Below are 13,987 nucleotides of genomic sequence, written 5' to 3'. Positions count from 1 at the left end.
GNNNNCGGNGTGGGCACCGCGGCCGATTGTGGCCTGGGGGGCGGTGCCCGGCCGGACCGGGCGGGCGCGTGGCGAGACGGAGACAGTATGCCCACGTCGATCCCTGAACGGATCTTCAGCTCGGAGGATCTGCCGCTCCTCTCACTTCCCGGTGCCGACGGGCTCATCACCTGCCAGTGGATTCACGAGTCCATGAGGGTGCGGACCCCGTCAGGACGCGGCTGTGACGCCATCCGCGGCTGTGACGCCATCGAGGAGCGGCGGCGCGCGCAGGTCGGTTTCGTCCTGGTCGAGCCGGCCTGGCTGGTTCGCGCGGCGGCCGAGCGGCTCCGCGCGCCGGGAGTCGACGCCATCGTCCTGCACGCTCAGGCCAGCCCGCCAGGTCGCAGCGCGCTGGCCTTGGCGTTCGCCTCTCATCTGCGCAATGCCCTGAGACGGCCGGGAGCAGGCGGTACGCCCGCCCCCGGCGGCCCCCCCGGGTCCGGCAGCGAGCCGGAGGTCGGTGACAACGTCGTCACCGCCGGGGTGCGGCCGGATCTCAGCGGCTTCGCCGATCTGATCCGGGTACCCCATCTGGTGACCGTCACCGACGGCACCGGTGCCGTCGCGGACACGGTCGTGTGGGAAATCATGACCGGCGCGCGGTTCGACACCTGGCTCGATGGAGCTCCCCGGCCCGACCAACGAGCCATCGAGGCGCACCTGCCCGGTCTGTTGCGTCTGCGCGGCCTGCACCGGGTCGGCCGGCTGGATCATCCGGGCGCCGGTGCTCTGCTGGACCTGCTGGGCGGCGGCTATCTCTCCAGCAGGTTGATCCACCGCTGCCCCCGGGCCGTCCTCCCGCTCGTCGCCGCGACCTGACCCTCCGGTTCCCCGGCCGGGGGCCCGGGGATACCCGGTGTCCACCTGTATCCTGCCGTTATCCTGCCGTTCGCCGCTCGGGAGTGCCATGCGCGACGGTGGTTACGCGGCGCGCCTTCCACCACCTGACGGTCAGCCAGGGCCTATGGTCAAGCGCACCGGAACGCCGCTTTATGGGGAGAGTCGCGGATGACCGTATCGCTCGAGGACGCCCGTCGGATCATCGCCGCCGGGGAGAAATATGCGGTTCACCTCGGTCAACCGGTTAACATTGCTGTCGTTGACCACGCCGGAATTCTGGTTGCCCACGTCCGGATGGACAATGCCCGGCTCGAGACCGCGGATATCTCCGTCGACAAGGCGTGCGCGGCTCGGGCCTGGGCTCCGCCGGCCCATCTGGTCAGTCATACCGGTGGCGAGGGACACGCTGGCGGCGAGGCGCACGCCGGCGCCGAGGCGCATGCCGGCGGCGAGGCGCATGCCGGCGGCGAGGCACCTGCCACGGGTGACGGCCGCGTCGGACGGGAGCGTCCGTCGCCGGCGGAACCGGTCGTCACCGGTCTGCCCGGTGCGCTGCCGCTGTGGCGGAACGGGGTGATCGTGGGGGCCGTCGGGGTGAGCGGTGGTCCCGCCCCCCTTGACCAGGCCATCGCCCGGGCCGCCGCGGCGGCGTTCTGACCGGGCCGACCGGACTGACCGGGCCGACCGGGCCCCACCCCCACGCGGTATCGCTCCCCACGCGGCACCGCGTGGGGAGCCCGAAGCGGGATCGGATCCTGAAACCGGGAGCGATCGATCTTCGGTGAATCTCACAAAATCAACGGAATGGCATCGAAGGGTGGTTCTTCTGGTTCAGGCTTGATGGAGTGGGGAGCGTCACGGCTCTGGGAGTCGGGCCGCACCGGCCTCGGCGCCGTCGTGCGGACCGCCGGGCCGCGCTGCTCGGGCTCGTGAGCCTCCTGATCGGCTTGGGAGCGGTCGGCTGCCGGGTCTCCACCGACGGGCCGACCGCGTCCCCGGCCTGCGCGGCGCCGGGCGTCGCTCCGGACGCGATCAGATTCGGCCTGCTCTATCCGGACACCGGAAACGCGGCGTCACTGTTCCGCTCCTTCCGGGCCGGGGTGGACGCCCGGCTCGGGGTGGCCGACAAGGCGGGCGGTGTGTATGGCCGAAAAGTGGTCTATGTCTGGCGGGATGACGCCTCGAATCCCGCCGGAAACCAGGCCGCCGCCCGGGGGCTCGTGGAGAACGACCAGGTGTTCGGAATCATCGAGTCGACCTCCGTGGCCAGTGGTTCCGCCGGTTATCTCAATAGCCGGCGAATACCGGTGACCGGTACCTCGCTGGAGGCGGCCTGGACCCATAACGACAACATGTTCAGCTACTCAAATATGATCTTCGACGGGCCGTCCGTCACGACCTGGGGTGAGTTCGTCGCCGAGCGCGGCGGCCACCGGGCGATCATCGCCCAGTCCGGGTTCTCGGCGACCTCCGTGACCCTCGCCGACAAGATGGCGTTGAGCCTCGCCGCGGCCGGGGTGCGGGTGCTCGGCCGGATCGACGCGACCGGGCCGATCGACATCCCGGGCATCGGCCGGAAGGTGCGCGACAGCGGCGCGGACGTCCTGGTCGGCGCCGTCACCGGCGCCGCCTTCGGCCAGGTGGTCCTGGGCGCCCGGGCGGCCCGGGCGGATCTGCGGGTCATCCTGTCGCCCACCGGCTACGACCAGCGTCTCCTGCAATTGTTCGGCGGAGTGCTGGCCGGGGTCTACAGCTTCGTCGACTACCTGCCGTTCGAGCAGGAGACTCCCGCTCACCAGCGGTTCCTGCAGGCCATGCTGGAGTACGCGCCCCAGGTGTCCCCGCCGGCCCAGCAGGCGGCCCTGTCCGGGTGGATCTCGGCGGACATGTTCCTGCGCGGTCTGGTGGCCGCCGGGCCATGCCCCAGCCGGGAGACGTTCATCAGGGGCCTGCGGGCGGTGCGCGGCTATGACGCGGACGGGTTGCTGCCCGTCCCCGTCAACTTCGCCACCCATTTCGGGCAGATCAACCGTTGCTACACCTTCCTTCAGGTCACCGCGGACGCGAAACGTTTCGCGCTGGTCCCGCCCGTACCACGGTGCGGGACCGAGATCGGCCGGTAGCACGTGCCCCATCGTGGCGCCGCGATGTGAGCCGCGTCCGCGCCGCCCGTGCCTCCTGACCAAGAACTTCGGACTAGCCTCGGACTAGCATCGCTGGGGCGGCAGAAGACGTTCCAGCTCCAGGACCGGTTACCCGGCCGGCTCGGGATCGTTACGAGGACGACACGGGCCGCACCCCGATCTTCCGTGATCTGCACCAGGAGAAGCCAGTGAGCTCAACGCCCGTCAACGTCACCGTAACCGGCGCNGCCGGTCAGATCGGCTACGCGCTGCTGTTCCGCATCGCGTCGGGCCAGCTGCTGGGTGCGGACACGCCGGTGAAGTTGCGTCTGTTGGAGATCCCGCAGGCCGTGCGGGCGGCGGAGGGCACGGCGCTGGAGCTCGAGGACAGCGCCTTCCCGCTACTGGCGGGGGNGGNCGNGTTNGACGACGCCAAGCGGGCCTTCGAGGGCACTAATGTGGCCCTCCTCGTCGGCGCACGCCCGCGGACCAAGGGCATGGAGCGTGGCGACCTGCTGTCCGCCAACGGCGGGATCTTCAAGCCGCAGGGCGAGGCGATCAACAGTGGTGCCGCCGAGGACATCAGGGTCCTCGTCGTCGGAAACCCGGCCAACACCAATGCGCTCATCGCCCAGACGCACGCTCCGGACGTGCCCGCCGAGCGGTTCACCGCGATGACTCGGCTTGACCACAACCGCGCGATCGCGCAGCTCGCCAAGAAACTCGGCGTGCCCAGCGCCGAGATCAAGAAGATCACGATCTGGGGTAACCACTCGGCTACCCAGTACCCGGACATCTTCCACGCCGAGGTGGGCGGGCGCAGCGGCGCCGAGGCGGTCGGCGACCAGGCATGGATTGCCGACGAGTTCATCCCGCGGGTCGCCAAGCGGGGCGCCGAGATCATTGAGGTCCGCGGCGCCTCGTCCGCGGCGTCGGCCGCCTCCGCGGCCATCGACCACATCTTCACCTGGGTCAACGGCACCCCGGCGGGCGACTGGACCTCGGCGGCGATCCCGTCCGACGGCTCCTACGGGGTGCCCGAGGGGCTCATCTCCTCGTTCCCGGTCACCGCGTCCGGCGGCCGGTTCGAGATCGTGCAGGGTCTGGAGCTCGACGCCTTCTCCCGGGAGAAGATCGACGCCTCGGTGCGTGAGCTGGCCGAGGAGCGGGAGGCGGTCCGCGCGCTCGGCCTCATCTGAGCCGATTTCNCCCCGCCTGCGCAGGCCGGTGAAGCCTGCGCAGGCCGGCGGAGCGGAGGGACGTGTGGAGGGTCGGTCACGGTTGCCGGCCCGGAAACGTGATTATCCCTCCACGGCTCCGTGTCAGGCGGCGGATGCGGCGGGAGATGACACGAACGGCGGACTTTCCGGCGTCCGTTGTGGTTTCTTCTTGAGGGACGCCGGTACCAGTGCCGGTGCCCGCGGCGTCAGCCGACCGAATCGCAGGCGCGCGGGCGACGGGGGCGACGGGGGATGACGAGGTATCCGGTATCCGGTATCCGGTATCCGTGATTCCGGCTCTCGGCTGGCCTGTCGCCGATGCGCCTGCCGGTCGTCGGACGTCGGCCTGGAGCCCTCGCCGCCGTCAATGGTGGCGAGACGTCCGAGGAGAGACATTGTCCCTCACGTCCACTCGGCCCGTCCCCTCGATCCCGCCGCATTCCCTGTTGCTGTTCCTGCTTCAGCTCGCCATGCTGCTCAGTCTGGCAATTCTGCTCGGACGTGTCGCCGTGCGCCTGCGGATGCCTGCCATCGTCGGTGAGCTCTGCGTCGGCGTGCTCCTCGGCCCGTCGTTGCTCGGAACGCTGTGGCCGACCTTCTCGGACTGGTTTCTTCCGCGTGACGCCGCGCAGTTCCACCTGCTCGACGCGGTGGGACAGCTCGGTGTCCTCTTCCTGGTCGCGCTCAGCGGGTTCGAGATTGATACGCGGATCATCCGCCGGCGCAGTCTCACCGTCGCCCGGATCAGCCTCGGTGGGTTGCTCCTGCCGTTGGGTTTCGGGATCGTCACCGGCGTGCTGATGCCGTCCTCCCTGCTGGGCCCCGACGGCGACCGGACGGTCTTCGCGCTGTTCCTCGGGGTGGCGATGTGCGTGAGCGCCATCCCGGTGATGGCGAAGACGCTCATGGAGATGCGTCTGACCCATCGGGAGGTCGGGCAGCTCGCGCTGGCCGGCGGGGTCATCGATGACGCCGTTGGCTGGCTGATGCTGGCGGTCGTGTCCGCGATGGCGACCACCGGTGTCCGGGCGGGCGACACGGCGTTGTCGGTGCTTTACGTCCTCGGGGTGGGGATCTTCGCGTTGACGATCGGCCGGGTCGTCGTCCGGGCCGTGCTGGGACGGATCATTGCCACGAGTGGTGCCGGGGCCGGGGCTGGCGCCGATCCCGGCGCCAGGAGCGGGTCGGTCGTGGCCTTCGTGGCCGTGCTGGTGCTCGCGTCGGCGGCCGGGACGCAGGCGTTGGAGCTGGAGGCGGTGTTCGGCGCCTTCCTGGGCGGGGTCGTCCTCGGGTCGTCCGGCCTGGTGGATCATGCCAGTGTCGCCCCGTTGCGAATCGTGGTGATGGCGGTGCTTGCGCCCATCTTCTTCGCGACGGCGGGCCTGCGTGTCGATCTCACTGCTCTGAGTGAAACCCGGGTTCTGCTCGCGGCGGTGATCGTGCTCGCGGTCGCGGTCTTCGGCAAGTTTGCCGGTGTGTACGCGGGGGCCCGGGCCAGTCGGCTGACCCCCTGGGAGGGTCTCGCTCTGGGCGCCGGCATGAACGCGCGGGGAGTCATCGAGATCGTGGTGGCCAGCGTCGGCGTGCGGCTGGGGGTGCTCTCCACCGAGACGTACACGATCATCGTTCTGGTCGCGATCGTCACGTCGGTCATGGCTCCGCCGATCCTGCGCCGCGCCATGCGACAGGTCGAGCAGACCGCGGCCGAGGAACAGCGTCGCCTTGTGCTGGACGGTCACCATGCGAGCGGTGCCGGTGGCGTCGGTGCCGCGGAGGCGGGTGTCATCACCCGTCGCGAGACCCGGACGCTCCCCGCGGCTCGGTCCCGCGCACGATACCGAAGGTCGGTGAACCCATCCAATACAACGGGTAGGGACGGGTTAGAATTCGAGGACGAATCCGCCGGCTGACGGACCACCTACCGTCGCGTCGCCGGATTTCTGCGGGCATGCCTACGGGGGACTCGTGACGGACCGGCTGACCGAGGCGGAGATCGAGGCGCTTTCCGCCACTTTTACCAACCAGATGAAGGCGACTCATCTGTTGGAACGTGCCGGGCTGGCGCGTCGGCACCATCCGCAGTTCTACCCGGGTGAGTCGTCGTTCGAGTTCTGGTCCGAACTCGCGTCGCTGTTGGAGAACGGCCTGTTGCCGGACGGCCGGAGGCGCATCCTCACCGAGGCGCATCGGGACTATCGGGGCAACCGGATCTTCGCCGACGCCGTCCGGGAGGACGGTGTTTCCCGTGGCGAGGGCGCCCCGTGGGAGGACGGCGTCCCGCGGCATGTCAGCGTCTTCTGCCTGGATGCCAGGCACTACAGCCGTCAGGACATCGCGACGCAGGCGAGCTGGCGGGAGGGGCTGCGCCGGATCGTCGATGAGGCGGTCGGAGGCGCCGGCCTGCCTCCCCGGTCGATCCGGCTGCGCCAGGATCGCGGCGACGGCTTTCTTGCGGCCGTGGCCGCCGACNCTCCCAAGGCTGTCCTCGCGACCGAGTTCGTCCGGGAACTGCGGATCGCGCTGCGGACCTACAACCGGGGGCGTGACGAGACCGGCCGAATCCGGTTGCGGTTGGCCCTGCACCAAGGCGAGGTGGGTATCGGCGGCAGTGGTTTCGTCGGCGACGCGGCGGNGGTCGCAGCCCGGCTGGTCGACGCGGACCCCGTCCGGCAGTTGCTGGAACAGGACAGGGACGCGGAACTGGCACTCGTCCTGTCGTCCGAGTTCTACCACAGTACGGTGGCCGGGCGGCTGCGGGATCTCGACCCGGCGCAGTACCGCCGAGTCGAGGTGTCGGTGGCGGGCAAGTACGAGGGCCTCGCGTGGATCACGCTGCCGGGGCGCCCGTTTCCGGTGGTGCGGACCCCGTCGAACGGCTCCGATCAGGGGCCGGTCGCGGACGGGAAGTGGGACTTCCTCATCTCCGCGGATCCGTCCGATGAGGCCTGGGGCTCCTGGATTGCCCGCGTGTTGGAAGGCCGTGGTCATTCGGTGCATCTGGCGGCCCTCGACGCGCTGCCCGGTGAGCACGAGATCGGTCTGCTGCATGAAGGGATCTCGCAGTCCCGGCGTACCCTCGCCGTGCTGTCGAAGAGCTACCTGGCCTCGGAGAAGATGCAGGCGGCCTGGCAGGCGGCCTGGCAGGCGGATCCCAACGGCGTGAAGCGCACGCTGATTCCGATCCGCGTCGAGACCTGTGACCCGGCCGGGCTGTTGCGCGGCATCAGCTACATCGATCTCGTCGACAAGAAGGACGGTGCGGCGGCGGAGCTTGAACTGGTCAGGCAGATCGTCCGGTCCCTGAACGGCCGCGGTTCCCGGCCGTCGACTCCGCCACCCTTCCCCGGGCAGCGATCCTGACCGGCCGCCGGCCGGGATCCTCGCGGTCCGCCGCCTCGACGTCGTCGGAGTCACCAGCGGTGCCGGTATCGGGGTCACCAGCGGTGCCGGCGTCGATCAGCAGTCGGCCGAGCCCGCGGCCGTAACTCGTGCTTCCCTCCAGCCTGGACCAGTCGGCCAGCGCCGTCATCATGGCCCGCAGTCCCGCTGCGGACGGTTCTCCGGCAACCGCCTGCTCGGCCTGGCTCTGCACTCTCGCCAGCCAGGTCAGCGCCTCGTTGCCGGCTGTCCGGGCGCGCCGGGCCGCCTCGTCGATCCGGGCCCTGCGCAGGATCGGCCGGCCTGCCGCCGTCGGCGCCCCGGCCAGCCGGAGCAGTCCGGCGGCGCGCCCGCCCTCCGACCCGGCGCGCCCGTAGGCGGTCAGGGCCCGCTGCCACAGTTCCTCCGCGCGTTCCGGATAGGCCGTTCGCGACCGGATGACCCGGCTCCCGCCGGGCCGACGGCCGAGCGTCTGCGCCCCGCCGTCCGGGAAGCCGGCCCAGTCGCCGCGCACCAGCGCCGCATGGGCCAGTGTCGCGTGGTCGGACCCGGCGCCGGCCTCGACCGCGTCCAACGCCATGCCGGCCTCGGCCTCCTGGTTCGCCCGGAACAGCAGATCCGCCCGCAGGATCCGCGCGTACGCCGCCGCCTGTGGCACCGGAAGCTCGTCGAGATGGGTGACGAAGAGATCAGCCGTGGCCAGGGCCTGCATTACGAGTGTTCCGGCAGGGTCGGCGGTCCGTGCGGCGCGCGGCGGATCGGCGCCGTGACCGTGCACGACCACGTGATGGGGCAGGCGATAGGACATGCGATGGGGGATGTGATGGGGGATGTGATGGGGGCCGGGCTCGTGCCTCCGGCCGGTTTCGCGGTGGTCGACGCGGAGACCGGTCAGGGCCAGTTGTGCCCGCGCCACCCGAATGCCGGGGATGATCGCGGCGCCGAGCACGCAGATGACCGCGGTCGTCGGTTCGAGCAGCGCGTGCCGTTGACGGGAGATGACCTGCGTTGTCCAGGCGATCAGCGGGGCGTCCGTCATGGTTCGCGACGGCCCGGCTGGTTTGGCCAAGCCGGCCGGAGGCGGAGCGAACGTCCTCGTGGCCCAGGCTCGGACGACGCCGACGTCATCAGGGGACCAGTTGAGGTCGAGAGCCAGCGCGGCGAGGTAGAGCGCCTCGTGCGCCGCCATGTGATCGGGGTCGGTCGGGTCGTGTTCGCTCTGCCGCAACTCCCGCAGTGCTCCTTTCGCCCGGCCGGCGGCGAGCGCCGTCGCCGCGCCGATGAGATGGCGTTCCGCGGGAGGCGGGGAGGGGTAACGGAGAGGCACACCCGCGGGCTCGACGCGGTGCTGTTCGTGCAGCAGGAGCGCTACCAGGAGCCGGGCTGAGGCAAGCGGCATCGTTGCGGTGTTCCTTCACGGACAGCGGGATGGGTCCGGAGCCAGATTTCATCGGAAGAAAGTAAAAATAGCGGGGCATGCCGACAGTATCCGGCGACCCGCCGCGCGGAAATCCATTCCGGCGCTCTCGCCGCGGCCAGGTCGTGGTATCTCTGGTATCTCGCTATATTTTTATAATTCTGAAAAATGCTATTCATTGTCTCTCGGGAAATACGAAGACCGGGGTGGACGTATGGTCGGGGTGGACGCGGTCCTCAGGCCTCCGCAGGAGCATCCGGGCATGTGGGACGCCGTCGACCTGGCTCAGATCGGATCCCATGGCACCGCGTCGTAGCGGCGGGTAAGCGTCGTCATGAGCCATTCGGATCCCATGGCACCGCGTCGTAGCGGCGGGTAAGCGTCGTCATGAGCCATTCGGATCCCGCGAAGAGGTGGCCGTCGATGGCCGGACGGGCGCGATCCCGCGTGAGTTGGTGACGAAGGCGGCCTCGGCCCGCCAGATCCGCCAGTCGCACGGGGGCCCGTACGCTGGGCGGGCCGCCGTCCGCCGGTGCCTGCTCCAACAGCGTCATGGTGACTCCGCGCAGGGCGGGAGCGTCTGGCCAGACGATCATGTTGCCATCGAAGAAACCGATGTTGGTCATTGCGCCCTCCGCGACGAGCCCGCCGGGGGCGGTCAACAGGGCGTCGTCGTAGCCGTCACGGCGGACGAGCCGGCCGTGCTGGATCTGCGCGAACGTCCCGAGATGCTTGAGGTGGGCGAACGGGCGCAGGTACGGCACTGACCGCAGCCGTTGTGGGGTGGTCGGCATGGTTGCCGGTTCGCCGATCGCGACAATGACGCGCACCCCTGCGCCGTCCGGCTGCTCGGTGACGACAATCCGNACCGTGGCATCCAGCGTGGTGGCGGCTGTCGCCGTGGCCTCGGAGCCGGCGGCGGCCGTCTCGGTGGCGTACAGTGCCTGCCGGATGCGGTGGCGAACCAGCTCGCCGTCCAGAGGCTCGCCGTAGAGCTCCTGGTTCGCCTCATTCAGCCGGGCGAGATGCCACCGCAGGCCCCGGGCCCGACCGGCTCGCACCTGCAGCACTGTGAAGTGGCCGTGGGGGAGCAGGGCTAGGCGGTGTGGCTCATCGAGGGGAACGGGGTGCCCGTCGATTTCGACGCGTCGAAGTGTGGGAGTGACCACCTTGGCCACGATAGTGACCCGCCGGCGGGCGGCGGTTCCGTGGGCTGGGCCGTCCGTGGCTGGGCCGTCACGCGCGATGTTCCGGTTGCGTCGCCCACGGAACCGCCGCCGTGTCGTCTTCGCTAGCGTGCTCGTGCGTGCTGCCGACAGGCTGCCGCCCACGAACGCCAACACGAACGCAAAGGAGTGTGGCTATGTCCGATCTTGCCGTCGATTCCACGGCCGACCCGGCGAAACTCGTCAGCGGTCTGCCCGCTATGTCGGAGCGTGAGGTCTCCGACCTGCTGGGTGGGCCGGCCGGTGACGCGGTGCTGGACGAGGTCTTCCGGCAGATGCGCGACACCTTCCGCCCAGAGCAGGCACAAGAAGAGAACGCTCTGGTCCGATTCGTGCTCAACGGTGGACCGGGCGGCGCCGTGCGCACCTACGAGCTGCGGGTCGCCGACGGTGTCTGCACTCTGGCGACACCGCCCGCCACCGGGACCCCGAGTGAATCCGCGGGGGAGCAGACGCTGACCATTATCACGGATCGTGTCCGCTTCGTTCGGGTGGTCTCCGGTCAGGCCAGCGGGGCCAAGCTCTTCCTCACCAGAAAGATCAAGATTGATGGTGACCTGAAGTTCGGAGGCAGGATCCTGTCTTGGTTTGAGATCAAGAAGGAGAGCTGACCGGCGGCGGTCCCCACCGGTGCCGCCACGATGAGGTGCCGGCTGGTGCGGCCGGTGCTGGACGTTCGGGAGTACGAGTTGCCCGCCGGGGCCGACGTGGCCGCTCTGTGCCGTCGCGCCGAGGAGGTCAGCTGGGAAGGCCAGCCGAGGAGGCCATGAGCGGACGGGTCGGCGACGTCGTTCAACCGGCGCCGGCCCGCCCCTCACAGGGCGAACTCGGCGGTGTTCAGGCCGAGGGCGAGGGCGGCCTCCCGCACCACGGCCCGCTCGCTGGCGACGAACTCGCCGTCAACCAGGCCGATCACCTGCCCGATGCGCACCACGGCGGCGGCTTCCGTCACCCGCCCCCGCACCTTGGCGATGTCGGCCAGCGCGGCCTGTTTGCCGGCGGCGAAGTCTGCGGTGAGACGGCTCAGATGTTCATCGAAGAGCCGTTCCACGTCCTGTTCGGGAAACTGGGACATCACCGGATCCGTGGCGATGAAGCCGAGTAGTCCCTCGCGTTCCGCCGGATCGATGCGACCATCGGCCGCGGTGACGAGGGCACAGATCGCCACGGCGGCGTCCCGGAAAGTGAGGCTGCGCAGCTCCTCCCGACGGGCGAACAGCTGCGCGCGCAGTGAGGCCAGGGAGGGCAGCCGCCGGTTGCCGACGGCGGGATCGAGGCCGCGCCAGAGCGGCCAGCCTTCGGCGAGCCAGCGACGTACCACCTCGGCCATCGATAGCGGGCGCAGGCGTGTCGCGAGGAGCACGTTGATGTTAACCGGAACCAGCGTGTGCTCCCCCCAGCGTGACGGCGTCGGGATGTCGGACGGCCAGAAGCCGGCGAACATGATACTGAGCACGTGATCGGTTGCGGATTCAGGTGAGTGGCCGGTGATGGTTCCGTCGTGCTCGACCGCCCCGATGAACTGCCGGGAGATCGTCCGAGGGCCGGCGAGGCGGCCTACCTGCCGTTCGAGAGCGTCGTCCGTGCTCTCTCCCGCCGCCACCGGACCGCCCGGAAGGACATGCCAGGCTTCTCCCGGCGGGCGAGCGAGGAGAATGCGGTCGTCAATCCGTACGAGAAGCCGAACATCAAGCCGAATAGCAGCCTGCAAAGGCATACCGAAAGCCTCCTGAAGACGCACGGCACAAGGCGGGTTACGCGCAGGCACCATCATCCACCAGATGGCGGAGCGAGTGGACGCGGCGGTCCGGAACTACTCATCTGCGCTGCCGGCGTGACCGCTCGGTCCGGGTGCCGCGTGCCGCCGTAGACCGCCGGGCGTCGCGCAGGTCCGCGGCCAGTGGTGGGGTGGGATCGGCCAGTCTCGGAAGGATGATGGTGTCTGTGGCGGCTAGGACGTCGAGCCGTCCGGACCTTAGCGCCGAGGCGTGGGCGCGGCGCCACCGGATCCGTATCCAGACCGTCCGCGCCCGATCCTAGGCCGATCCTGAGAGGCATACCGTGACCAAGTTTCTGCTCAGCGTGCATGTCCTGGCCGCGATCCTCGCGATCGGACCGGTCACCGTGGCCGCCAGCATGTTCGCCCCGGCTGCGCGCCTGGCGCTGACCTCCCCGGGCGACGAGCGTGCTGCCGGGATCGTCCGCGTGCTGCACCGGATCTGTGGCGTCTACTCCGCGCTCGGCCTCGTCGTACCGATCTTCGGGTTCTTCACCGCGCAGAGCCTGGGGGATGAAAGCTGCTGCCGAATCAGCGTCCGATGGCGTCTGATGGCCTCTGATGGCGTCGTATGATGTTCGTGTGAACCTTAAGGAGTGGGCCGCCGCGAACGGCGTCGGGTACACCACGGCGCGGCGCTGGTACCGCGACGGCCTGCTCCCGGTCCCTGCCCGCAAGGTCGGTGGGCTGGTACTCGTCGACGAACCCACCGTGCCGGCCGGGCGCCCCGTCGCGGTGGTGTACGCCCGGGTGTCGTCCGCTGACCAGAAGCCGGACCTTGACCGGCAGGTCGCCAGGATCGTCACCTGGGCGGCCAGCCAGAACCTGGCTGTCGGCAGGGTCGTGACCGAGGTCGGGTCGGCGCTCAACGGTCATCGGCGGAAGTTCCTCGGCCTGCTGCGCGACCCGGCCGTGACGACGATCGTCGTCGAGCACCGGGACCGGTTTGCCCGGTTCGGCGCCGAGTATGTCGAGGCGGCGCTGTCGGCGCAGGGCCGGCATCTGCTGGTGGTCGACCCGGGCGAGGTCGACGACGACCTGGTGGGCGACGTCACCGAGATCCTGACGTCGCTGTGCGCCCGGCTGTACGGTCGTCGGGCCGCGGCGAACCGGGCCGCCCGCGCCGTCGCCGCCGCCACCGAGGCTGGCGAGTGACGACGCTCCAGGCGTACCGCTTCGCCCTCGACCCGAACCAGGCCCAGCTCGCCGGTATCCGCCGCCACGCCGGGGCGTCGAGGTTCGCCTACAACTGGGGCCTGGCCCGGGTGAAGGCCGCGCACGCCCAGCGTGACGCCGAGCAGTCCTACGGGCTGACGGGCGACCTGCTCACCCCCGTCCCGTGGACGCTCCCCGCGCTGCGCCTCGCGTGGAACGCGGTCAAGCGGGACATCGCCCCATGGTGGGACGAGTGCTCGAAGGAGGCGTTCCGCGCCGGGCTCGACCAGCTTGCCCGCGGGTTGAAGAACGTCACCGACTCCCGGCAAGGGAAGCGGAAGGGCCGGCGGGTCGGCTTTCCCNGGTTCAAGAAGCGCGGGAGGGCCCGTGACTCGTTCCGGTACACCACCGGCGCCTACGGCCCGGCTGACGAGACCTACGTGAAGCTGCCCCGGATCGGGCGGGTGAAGGTCCACGAGCCGATGGGCGCCCTGACCGGCCGGCTGGCCGACGGACGGGCGCGGCTGCTCGGCGTGACCGTGTCCCGGACCGCAGGCCGCTGGTTCGTGTCGTTCACCGTCGAGGTCGACCGCGACGTTCCCGAGCGGCCGTCGCGACGGCAACGCGCGGGCGGCCCNGTNGGCGTCGACCTCGGCGTGAAGCACCTCGCCGTTCTGTCGACCGGGCAGACCGTTCCCAACCCGAAGCACTACCAGCGGGCCGAACGGCGACTGCGCCGGGCGTCGCGGGCCCACGCCCGGTCGAAGCCGGGCAGCGCTGGGCGGCGGCAGCGCGCCGCCCAGCTCGCG

The 13,987-nt window shown here is 70.2% G+C and carries 11 protein-coding genes and 2 pseudogenes; 10 read left to right on the top strand and 3 right to left on the bottom strand.

What is annotated here, in order from left to right; genetic code table 11:
* Positions 1 to 87: 87 nt before the first annotated feature.
* The 6 genes and pseudogenes from CED_RS08015 (at position 88) to CED_RS07990 (ending at position 7,585) form a co-directional block, all read left to right on the top strand.
* Positions 88 to 861 (top strand): hypothetical protein, encoded by a 774-nt coding sequence (locus CED_RS08015; RefSeq protein ID WP_011437823.1) that lies wholly within the window; start codon positions 88 to 90, stop codon positions 859 to 861.
* Positions 862 to 1,050: 189 nt separating this feature from the next.
* On the top strand, positions 1,051 to 1,539 hold the full coding sequence (locus CED_RS08010; RefSeq protein WP_035909615.1) for a heme-binding protein: 489 nt from the start codon (positions 1,051 to 1,053) through the stop codon (positions 1,537 to 1,539).
* A gap of 281 nt (positions 1,540 to 1,820) precedes the next feature.
* Positions 1,821 to 3,005 carry an ABC transporter substrate-binding protein gene (locus CED_RS08005; RefSeq protein WP_108913531.1) on the top strand — a complete coding sequence of 395 codons (1,185 nt, stop codon included), beginning with the start codon at positions 1,821 to 1,823 and terminating at the stop codon, positions 3,003 to 3,005.
* Positions 3,006 to 3,214: 209 nt separating this feature from the next.
* A pseudogene (locus tag CED_RS08000) lies at positions 3,215 to 4,204 on the top strand (malate dehydrogenase).
* A 416-nt stretch (positions 4,205 to 4,620) separates the two neighbouring features.
* Complete coding sequence (locus tag CED_RS07995; RefSeq protein WP_023840335.1) at positions 4,621 to 6,135, top strand: cation:proton antiporter; 1,515 nt, start codon at positions 4,621 to 4,623, stop codon at positions 6,133 to 6,135.
* A gap of 55 nt (positions 6,136 to 6,190) precedes the next feature.
* A complete protein-coding gene (locus tag CED_RS07990) occupies positions 6,191 to 7,585 on the top strand; it encodes a TIR domain-containing protein (protein WP_035909613.1) in 1,395 nt (464 codons plus the stop codon).
* Here CED_RS07990 and CED_RS25150 read toward each other — a convergent pair.
* A complete protein-coding gene (locus CED_RS25150) occupies positions 7,506 to 9,002 on the bottom strand; it encodes a hypothetical protein (RefSeq protein ID WP_235186958.1) in 1,497 nt (498 codons plus the stop codon). The genes CED_RS07990 and CED_RS25150 overlap by 80 nt on opposite strands.
* A gap of 350 nt (positions 9,003 to 9,352) precedes the next feature.
* Positions 9,353 to 10,189: an aminotransferase class IV family protein gene (locus CED_RS07980; protein WP_235186957.1), complete on the bottom strand. Its 837-nt coding sequence runs from the start codon at positions 10,187 to 10,189 to the stop codon at positions 9,353 to 9,355.
* Positions 10,190 to 10,383: 194 nt separating this feature from the next.
* On the opposite strand from CED_RS07980, the gene CED_RS07975 reads away from it, so the two are divergent.
* Complete coding sequence (locus CED_RS07975) at positions 10,384 to 10,857, top strand: SCP2 sterol-binding domain-containing protein (RefSeq protein WP_011437813.1); 474 nt, start codon at positions 10,384 to 10,386, stop codon at positions 10,855 to 10,857.
* A 203-nt stretch (positions 10,858 to 11,060) separates the two neighbouring features.
* On the opposite strand, the gene CED_RS07970 is transcribed toward CED_RS07975, so the two are convergent.
* On the bottom strand, positions 11,061 to 11,963 hold the full coding sequence (locus tag CED_RS07970) for a TerB family tellurite resistance protein (protein WP_011437812.1): 903 nt from the start codon (positions 11,961 to 11,963) through the stop codon (positions 11,061 to 11,063).
* Positions 11,964 to 12,307: 344 nt separating this feature from the next.
* On the opposite strand from CED_RS07970, the pseudogene CED_RS07965 reads away from it, so the two are divergent.
* From CED_RS07965 to CED_RS07955, 3 genes and pseudogenes are all read left to right on the top strand, one after another.
* A pseudogene (locus CED_RS07965) lies at positions 12,308 to 12,535 on the top strand (protease); the annotation flags it as partial.
* A gap of 70 nt (positions 12,536 to 12,605) precedes the next feature.
* Positions 12,606 to 13,178, top strand: coding sequence for an IS607 family transposase (locus tag CED_RS07960; protein ID WP_035909610.1), 573 nt, complete (start codon positions 12,606 to 12,608; stop codon positions 13,176 to 13,178).
* The coding region (locus CED_RS07955) for an RNA-guided endonuclease TnpB family protein (protein ID WP_035909607.1) at positions 13,175 to 13,987 on the top strand (813 nt) is incomplete at its 3' end. The genes CED_RS07960 and CED_RS07955, both read left to right, overlap by 4 nt.

The sequence above is a fragment of the Frankia sp. CeD genome, assembly GCF_000732115.1.
GTDB classification, from domain to species: Bacteria; Actinomycetota; Actinomycetes; order Frankiales; family Frankiaceae; genus Frankia; species Frankia casuarinae.
This window is presented reverse-complemented; position numbering and strand designations above follow the sequence as displayed.

Coding starts and splice junctions, on each gene's coding strand:
- CED_RS08015 (WP_011437823.1), top strand. CDS start 88: ATGCCCACGTCGATCCCTGAACGGATCTTCAGCTCGGAGGATCTGCCG.
- CED_RS08010 (WP_035909615.1), top strand. CDS start 1,051: ATGACCGTATCGCTCGAGGACGCCCGTCGGATCATCGCCGCCGGGGAG.
- CED_RS25150 (WP_235186958.1), bottom strand. CDS start 9,002: ATGCCGCTTGCCTCAGCCCGGCTCCTGGTAGCGCTCCTGCTGCACGAA.
- CED_RS07975 (WP_011437813.1), top strand. CDS start 10,384: ATGTCCGATCTTGCCGTCGATTCCACGGCCGACCCGGCGAAACTCGTC.
- CED_RS07970 (WP_011437812.1), bottom strand. CDS start 11,963: ATGCCTTTGCAGGCTGCTATTCGGCTTGATGTTCGGCTTCTCGTACGG.